This is a genomic window from Shewanella sp. SM101 (assembly GCF_025654465.1).
Classification (GTDB): domain Bacteria; phylum Pseudomonadota; class Gammaproteobacteria; order Enterobacterales; family Shewanellaceae; genus Shewanella; species Shewanella oncorhynchi.
This window is the reverse complement of record NZ_JAKKRH010000005.1, coordinates 158,774-166,086: the sequence shown is the minus strand read 5'-3', so window position 1 is coordinate 166,086 and position 7,313 is coordinate 158,774. Positions and strand designations below refer to the sequence as shown.

Here is a 7,313-nt window from a genome sequence, read left to right as displayed (position 1 = left end):
AATTTCGACCTAACTCAGTCAAGGTCAGTGTCTTACATTCAATCAGTGCCTTAGAGGCCAGCATCAAGCTGTTTAATCGTTTTAGGTGAAGTTCTGGGCAGTATTGGTGTAAAGAATGTTGTAGGATATTGGCTTCGCGCATCTTGTTGTCCAAGTGTAGTTTTTGGCGAAACCATTTGATCATGCAACAAGATGCGCTTCCACCCTAATTTGATGATTTATTTGTAAATCATCAGGGGATTCTTCAGTGTTAAAGGTGTGATAATTCCAATAGATAAATTGTTGGCCCATGAACAAACGAGTAGCTGTAGTCAGGTAGATATTGATAGGTATTTTTCGAGTCCAGAATTTACAAAATTTATGTGACGTTACTTATATGTTATTTAGTTAGCAAAGGAGTGTATATGGATAACAGTAAACTAATCAAAATATCTAACGAAAGTGCTGCAAAGGCTTTTATACGAGGAGAGTTTAGACGGCTTAGGGAGCTTTTTAATTCGGTGAATGATAAGCATAATTTAGCGTTTGAAAGAAAAAATAAAACATTGAAAAATTTTTATCAACTACAACTTGATATCAATCGAGAATCTTTGTCTGAGTTATTGATTGAACATAAAACTTTTAACAAGGGAAAAACCGCAGAGCTAACAGAATATATATATGTTGGCGCCACGGCTATTGACATAGAAGGTTATAAATATACAAAAGATGAACATTTTTATCCACTTTGCTCCCACATAGTGGATAAAAAACGGCCTATGCGAAATGATGGATATTGTATCAGAGCATTAGTGTATATATCTGAGCATGCAATGGCAAGAATGATTACTCGTAATAGTAAACAGAGCATTAAAGTCGTTGTTGATACGGTAGCAGGTATATTTAATGAGAATACAATTAGAATGATTTACTCAGATGCCGATGTGAAATTTGAAGATTTTGTTGTGGTTACAAGAAATTGCTATATACCTTTTGTTCGTCAAGAAAACTCAGGCATTCCAATAATGAAAACATGGGTACCGGAGGAACATTGGGATGATAACAATTACATGAAATTATCGAATTTAGCACATTCATTGACTGCAGGTGAAATTAGGGTTTTTGAGACTAGTGTATTTAACTCGGAAGTCTATCTATCTCCTAATTGATAGTGGAGTTAGCTGCAGATATATTATGGTGATTATTTTAGTATTGGACAGGCCTTTTTTATCATCAGTGATACAGTCTAAATTTAAAAGGTAAAGCGGTCAGTTAATTCATCGAGCGTCAGGCTTAAATACGAAGAGCTAAAGGTCAGCGTTCTAAATCAGCTAACGCAGTGGCAGTGAAGACTATTTGTGGCAGGTAGGGGCAGCCTTTTCATTTTCACTTCCCCAGGACTCCAGCCAACTCACCACTTCGTCACCGGTGACATGCAAGCCTGATGTCTGGTGCTCTTCCCATGCGCGTAACGCTTCTTGCTGCAGCGCCTCGCGCTTCTCTTCTCTCTCAACGTATTCACGGATCGCTTCACGCATCATCCAGTGTGATGAACGTTTACGAGTTTCGGCTAAATGCTCGACTCTGGCTTTAATATCGGCATCTAATTTAACCGACACGGGTTTGATTGTGCTCATCTGTTACTCCATAGGTAATGCTTAGTACTACTAGGTATTACCTTAGCATAACGTGGTACAAAAAATAATGATTACACGTTTACTTGTCTGTTCGAGCAACGCCATAAGCTCAAGGATGATAGAAGATAGTTTGTATCACTTAACTGGGCAAACATGTTACGCCGTCATTACGCTAATCTTCAACGTAATCGCAAGAGAGTTGAAAACGATAGCGGCGGCATGCCGCTTCGTTTATAGGTTTGGGTAATGGGTGACTGAGTACTCTCAATATTGCAGGTGAAGCATCATGACCTTAGCCAGTGCCATGCATCGGCTATAAGCTCAGCACCGGCTTTTACGCCATTGATGCCCACTTCTGCTGTCGTCAGCACGGTGTTTAAGCCGGTTTCTACACTGCCCGTGACGAGTTTGAACCCTGCATCGGCTATCTCTCCTTGGCTTAAGCAAGCATAACTTTCACCTAGAGTTTGGGTGGTGCCTTTTAGTAGGCATTCGGCAGGTTTAGCGACAAGATCTCCTGGTGTCCCTAGTAGTGTGTTGACGTTGTCGGGTAGCCCTAGGTATTCACCGGTCATTTTGATGGCGGTAGAGGCTAACACGACGTTGGCGACAGTTCCCGTGGCCAGCTTTGAAGCAGCGCTCCCCAGTAAGCCTGCTCTGGCTGAGCCTTGCAGCGCAATGTGGGTGAGATTACTGACTTGATTGGAGGTGCTACTTCCTGCTAAGCATTCATTGACGAAGTGCTCGCAATTATTGGTAGCTACGCCGTATGGACTGTGACCCAGCTGACTGCGTGCAAGCTCAATGGCCTGATGGGGAAACAGCGTGGATTTCTTTACTCTAACGCTATGGCCACCAGCAAATTGCTGCAGATCGATTTCTTCGATGATGCCCTGTTTAGATAAGTGAATCACATTGCCATGGCCAACATAAAGGCCGTGGTGTTCGGTTAAGCCAAGTGGATCGATATTGGTGACCAGATGATCTCCGGGTTGAAATGTATACATGGTATGTACTCCAAGAATATCAACGCAGATAACTTTAGGTCGCATCTGCCAATGGGTTGAATAGGGCGTGCTGATTGACCTCAGATTTCCAGCTCGACAAAGTCTTTATCGATTTGCTGTTGAGTAATGCCGATATAACGCAGGGTGACCGCTTCCGATTGATGCCGCAGCATGCGCATCACCCGGCCAATGTCTTTGCAGGCTTGGTACAGGAGATAGCCGCGGGTTTTACGCATCGAGTGGGTGCCCAAGGCTAACTTGATATCGTCACCGACAAAGGCAAACGCTTTGGCGACGGCGCGCCGTGTCAGCGGTTTGGCGGGGGCCTGCCGGTCTTTGGCTTGGCTCGACCGGTGGGATTGGAACAGGTAGATATGCTCGGGGTGACGCTGGTGGATCGCCTCAATCAACGCCAGCGTCTTCGGATTGAGTTTGATGCTGGCCCGTTTACCGGTCTTCTGCTCGATGATATTTAAGCGGTCGCCGTCGATATCGCTGAACTTGATCGCCAGTAAGTCAGAGATCCGCAGTGCCAGGTTAAGGCCGATATTCCAGACATCCGCCATCTGCTGACCAAAGTGACGTTCGAGCAGGTAACTGATAAGCTTGATGGTGTCGCGGTTCTTGACCGCTTCGACTTCGTTCATGCTTGGTTCCCTCAATTAGCTATGTGATGATTGTGGGCACCAGCACATTGCAAACCCGCATCGGGCCTGCGTTGCTTGGTTCCCAAAATACCTTTGTGGGCACCAAGTTCAGTCGGCGCTGACTTGAACCTGATAGACTTCCATCTCGACGTAGTTACAGAAGTTCTCCAGCAGCAAGCGTACTAGGCTGTCGGCATGCTCGAGGTCGCAACGGCCAAAGAAGCTGTTGTAGACCTGCTTCTCCTGAAACAGCACTTCCATTTCTTTCTCAAGCTCAGGGAAGGGGCCGCCGCAGTAAGCAAAGTCGGTGAAGTAATTGAGATACCAGCAATCCCCCTGGCGGTAGAGGTTGATCTCCACTGGGTGATAACCACCTCTCTGTGCACTGTAGTCGGGATCGCGATAGTTCAGGGTGACGATGTTGAGACTCGGGTTATTGAGTGCGGCCAGTTGCCGTTCTAACAATTCATAAAAAGGCTCTGGCAGTGACAGGATGGTTTCGCGGTGTATTTTCATGGTGGACTCCAAAACAAAAAGCCCGCTAACGACGGGCGTTGCAGGCGGGGTAGGTTGTTGTTAACGACAGAGGCTTGACGTAATCACTTAGGGTAACAAGGGCGCGGGTGTGATGTGCTTGGCCCGTTGATTGCGATAGGGCAGAAACAGGTCGATATGGTTAGGATGCTTGCGCGAAATGAGGGCGAGGCGGGTTAATCCATACTCACCTGCACCTGGTAGGCTTCCATCTGGTAGTAACTGACAAAGTTATCGCTAAACAACTTAATCAGCCCCTGTGATTCCCGCTCAGTAATCCAGCCACTAAACAGGCTATAGACCTGCTTGCTGTTAAAGCAGATATCGATGTCTTTAACCAGTTCAGGGAAGGGATGGCCACGAAAAGCAAAGTCGGTGACGTAAACGAAACGCCAGTGATCTTGCTGTTTCTCAAGTCGCACTTCGACGGGATGAAAGCCACCGGCTTCGGCGCTGTAATCTGGATCGCGAAAATTAAGGGTGATGGCGTTGGCGTCTTTTGGTGTGACTTCAGCCAGTTCCTTTTCGATCACTTGGTAAAAACGATCAGGCATCGTTGGCAGTTGATTACGTTTGATGGTTAATGTCATGGGATATTCCTTCTTTGATTTACGTGCATATGCAAAAGCCAAGGCGCAGTCACGCCTTGGCTTTTGCTGTCTATGCGGTTTAGTTAATAAAAGAGTTGTTGGTCGAGCGGTTTAATGTGAGTCGCTAAGGGCTGCTTGCTAAGGCTTTTGAGCTGGGAGATTAAAGTTTGGTAGTTATGTTTAACGAGATTGGTACTGGCTTACGATAATGAACGGGTTATCGAGTGAGGGCGAGGTTGCTGGTGGTCAGTGGCTTAGCTTTGGTTTAGCTTCGGTTTGATAAATCGCAATATACAAATAGCCGTGGCTGCCTAAGGTGTCAGCCTCACAGGTAAAGCCAACGTGCTCAATGGTGACGCAGTGCTGCTCAGTGGCATCAATATCGCCGGTGGCCAGCAGCCGTTCAAGCTGTTTAACCATGGCGGGAAAGGCCTCGATAAATTGTTGTTTAATTGCTGGTGGAAATTCACCGACAAAGCTTGCACGGTCATTGAGATAATCCAAGTGCAGACCACGTAAAATCAGCCTTGCACCAAAGCGGGGAGATACTTTACGGGGCAAGCCCCAGGCGTGCTCAATATCGAAAAGTTTTAGCGTTGTCATAGTGACCTCAATGGTTGAAAAGAACTTTAGGGAGTAGGGGGCTCATTAGCTGACTAGCGAGAGCAGTGATAAATACCAGTGCTAGTAAGAGCGGTTAATACAGCCGACTAGTGGAGTGGGTGATGACAGGTAACGTTCTTTAGGTGTGTACACTCCAATTCGGTTGCTCGTTGCTGCCATGGTTGAAGTACACACCGTTGATCACACGCTGCCATTCACCTGTTGGCACACCATAACTATCACAGGGGCAAACATAGCGGCAAAAGCTGATCTCCCTGGGCAAGTGCTCAACCACATCACGGTGAAAAACAAATAATACGGTTTTATGTAGCTCGCGGTGTGGTGCAACGACTGGCTTGCCAATCACTTGGCCCATGGCATTGAGCGGGCGTACAAACATCGGCAAAATCAGCTCAACTGTTAAGCGGTTAAGCAGTTCAGGAAAAGCGGCGCAGGCTTCGGCGACACAGGCCTGAGAAAAGCTGTCGGTAAATTCAATCATGATGGACTCCTTGATTTGGCGTGGCAGGTTTAAACGCTGGCTAAAGTAAGCCGCGCTCAGCAAAGGACACCGGCAAGCGGCCTACCACGATATGGTCAAGCACGCGCACATCGATAAGTGCTAATGCATCGGTTAACCGTTGAGTGATGTGCTTATCTGCAGTTGAAGGTTCAGATTCGCCGGAGGGATGGTTGTGGGCAAAGATCACCGCTGCGGCATTGACGGCCAACACAGCCTTAACCACTTCCCGTGGATAAACACTGGCAGCATCTAAAGTGCCAAAGAACAGCTCTTTAAACTCCAGTAATTGATGCTGGTTATCGAGCAGCATCACCGCAAACACCTCCCGCTCATATCCTCCAAGTTTGTAAGTTAAAAAATCCTTAGTGGCTTGAGGGTTGGTATAGGCGTCCTTCTTCACATAGCGTTCGGCAATGATATTGGCGGCAGAAGCGAGGACCTCTTCGGCAGTTTGCGGCCACTGGTTGATCGGCTGGTCTATCGAGTTGTTAGGTTCAGCTTTGGTGGGTATCGCTTTTGTTGACATATCAGGCTCCTTTAAAGCGTTAATGGGCTTATGCACAGGAGTGATATATATCTGAAATGATTTCGAGATTGGAGTACTGCGGGATATTACTTGATGCGCAGTAGCTTAGGTACATCATGAGATTGAAGAGAGGAATTAGAACTAATGAATGAACGTGATGACGAATAGGTGACTCAGTTCCGCGAGCTTCGGTGTCTATGCAATTTGGTTTGAAGATTCATTGTCGGATTCGACACTTTTGGAAATCTCGCTAATTAAATGTGTCTAGGAAATCTGTGGTGATTTGGCATATATCCCTGTTCTATTGGAGCGTTCGTTTTTTGACTGTAAAACCACTGTTTAAAAAAACATCTTTACATGTCTAATAAGTAAGCATTAATCTATAGTCTAAAAACGTATACACGATAATAATGGGGACAGATTGGACTTAACACCTCAACTATTACAACGATTCAAATGTATAGAGCTACTTTCCTTTTGGGAAGGTGGCGTAAATGCGACTCGACTATCTCGAATTTTTTCCATTGGGTCGAATGTAATTAACGCTGCACTTGTCAGGTACCGAAAGCTACATCCATTTAATCTGGCTTATAACGGGAAAGATCCAGAAAAGCTCTTTGTCATTACCTCTGAGTTTGTGCCGCAGTATATTTCGGGAAGTTGGGAGGAATACGTAAAGGAAATACTCCTAGTTAGTACAGAGCACACTTCACAGACTTATTCTTCGAATGCATTCTTCGTTGCTCCACCAGCCGTTACGCAAGTATCACATGAAACGACATCCATATTGCTCAAAGCAATCCGCACTCATCGCGACGTAAAGATATTTTACAGAAGCCGTTCTGAACCTAAAGGTCAAACAAGGCGGATTACCCCGCATGCTATTGCCTCGGATGGCATCCGATGGCATTGCCGAGCGTATTGCCATTTGAGATATCGATTTTCGGACTTCAATCTGTGTCGTATCGAATCCATCACATTAGGTGAGCGGGCCGAGATAGATACCACAGACGATAGTGCTTGGCATACTGAAGTTGAAGTCACAGTTGAGGCGCACCCAAAGCTAGACCCGGCAGTTCGTGAATTGGTGCTAAGTGATTATGGCCAATCTGGTACATTTACATTTAAAGTTCGTGGGGCCATGCTCGACTACACATTGCAGTATTATCGGATAGGGAAAGACCAAGCGAAGACATCACCGCTGGAAAACCCATTGATAGTGCAAAATTACCATGAAATTGAACTGTACCTATTCAAGGATGAATAA

General features: G+C 45.8%; 10 protein-coding genes and 1 pseudogene. 2 read left to right on the top strand and 9 right to left on the bottom strand.

Annotated features, from left to right (window positions below):
- Nucleotides 1-142, bottom strand: a pseudogene (locus tag L5M38_RS04570) (IS4 family transposase); the annotation flags it as partial.
- 262 nt (nt 143-404) lie between these two features.
- Between L5M38_RS04570 and L5M38_RS04565 the strand changes: the two are divergent.
- Nucleotides 405-1,148, top strand: a complete 744-nt coding sequence (locus L5M38_RS04565; RefSeq protein WP_259215834.1) for a hypothetical protein — start codon at nt 405-407, stop codon at nt 1,146-1,148.
- A 183-nt stretch (nt 1,149-1,331) separates the two neighbouring features.
- Here L5M38_RS04565 and L5M38_RS04560 read toward each other — a convergent pair whose 3' ends face one another.
- From L5M38_RS04560 to radC, 8 genes are all read right to left on the bottom strand, one after another.
- Nucleotides 1,332-1,616, bottom strand: a complete 285-nt coding sequence (locus L5M38_RS04560; RefSeq protein ID WP_011920070.1) for a CopG family ribbon-helix-helix protein — start codon at nt 1,614-1,616, stop codon at nt 1,332-1,334.
- Nucleotides 1,617-1,900: 284 nt separating this feature from the next.
- Nucleotides 1,901-2,623 (bottom strand): lecithin retinol acyltransferase family protein, encoded by a 723-nt coding sequence (locus L5M38_RS04555; protein WP_263178450.1) that lies wholly within the window; start codon nt 2,621-2,623, stop codon nt 1,901-1,903.
- 80 nt (nt 2,624-2,703) lie between these two features.
- Nucleotides 2,704-3,270 carry a site-specific integrase gene (locus tag L5M38_RS04550; RefSeq protein ID WP_263177401.1) on the bottom strand — a complete coding sequence of 189 codons (567 nt, stop codon included), beginning with the start codon at nt 3,268-3,270 and terminating at the stop codon, nt 2,704-2,706.
- 108 nt (nt 3,271-3,378) lie between these two features.
- A complete protein-coding gene (locus tag L5M38_RS04545; protein WP_263178449.1) occupies nt 3,379-3,786 on the bottom strand; it encodes a DUF2787 domain-containing protein in 408 nt (135 codons plus the stop codon).
- Nucleotides 3,787-3,980: 194 nt separating this feature from the next.
- Nucleotides 3,981-4,394, bottom strand: coding sequence for a DUF2787 domain-containing protein (locus tag L5M38_RS04540; RefSeq protein ID WP_263166368.1), 414 nt, complete (start codon nt 4,392-4,394; stop codon nt 3,981-3,983).
- Nucleotides 4,395-4,640: 246 nt separating this feature from the next.
- On the bottom strand, nt 4,641-4,997 hold the full coding sequence (locus tag L5M38_RS04535; protein WP_263178448.1) for a type IV toxin-antitoxin system YeeU family antitoxin: 357 nt from the start codon (nt 4,995-4,997) through the stop codon (nt 4,641-4,643).
- 139 nt (nt 4,998-5,136) lie between these two features.
- The gene (locus tag L5M38_RS04530; RefSeq protein WP_263178447.1) at nt 5,137-5,499 is read right to left on the bottom strand and encodes a hypothetical protein; all 363 of its coding nucleotides are present in this window, start codon (nt 5,497-5,499) and stop codon (nt 5,137-5,139) included.
- 40 nt (nt 5,500-5,539) lie between these two features.
- The gene (gene radC / locus L5M38_RS04525; RefSeq protein WP_263178446.1) at nt 5,540-6,046 is read right to left on the bottom strand and encodes a RadC family protein; all 507 of its coding nucleotides are present in this window, start codon (nt 6,044-6,046) and stop codon (nt 5,540-5,542) included.
- A gap of 637 nt (nt 6,047-6,683) precedes the next feature.
- Between radC and L5M38_RS04520 the strand changes: the two genes are divergently transcribed.
- On the top strand, nt 6,684-7,313 hold the full coding sequence (locus L5M38_RS04520) for a WYL domain-containing protein (protein WP_263166572.1): 630 nt from the start codon (nt 6,684-6,686) through the stop codon (nt 7,311-7,313).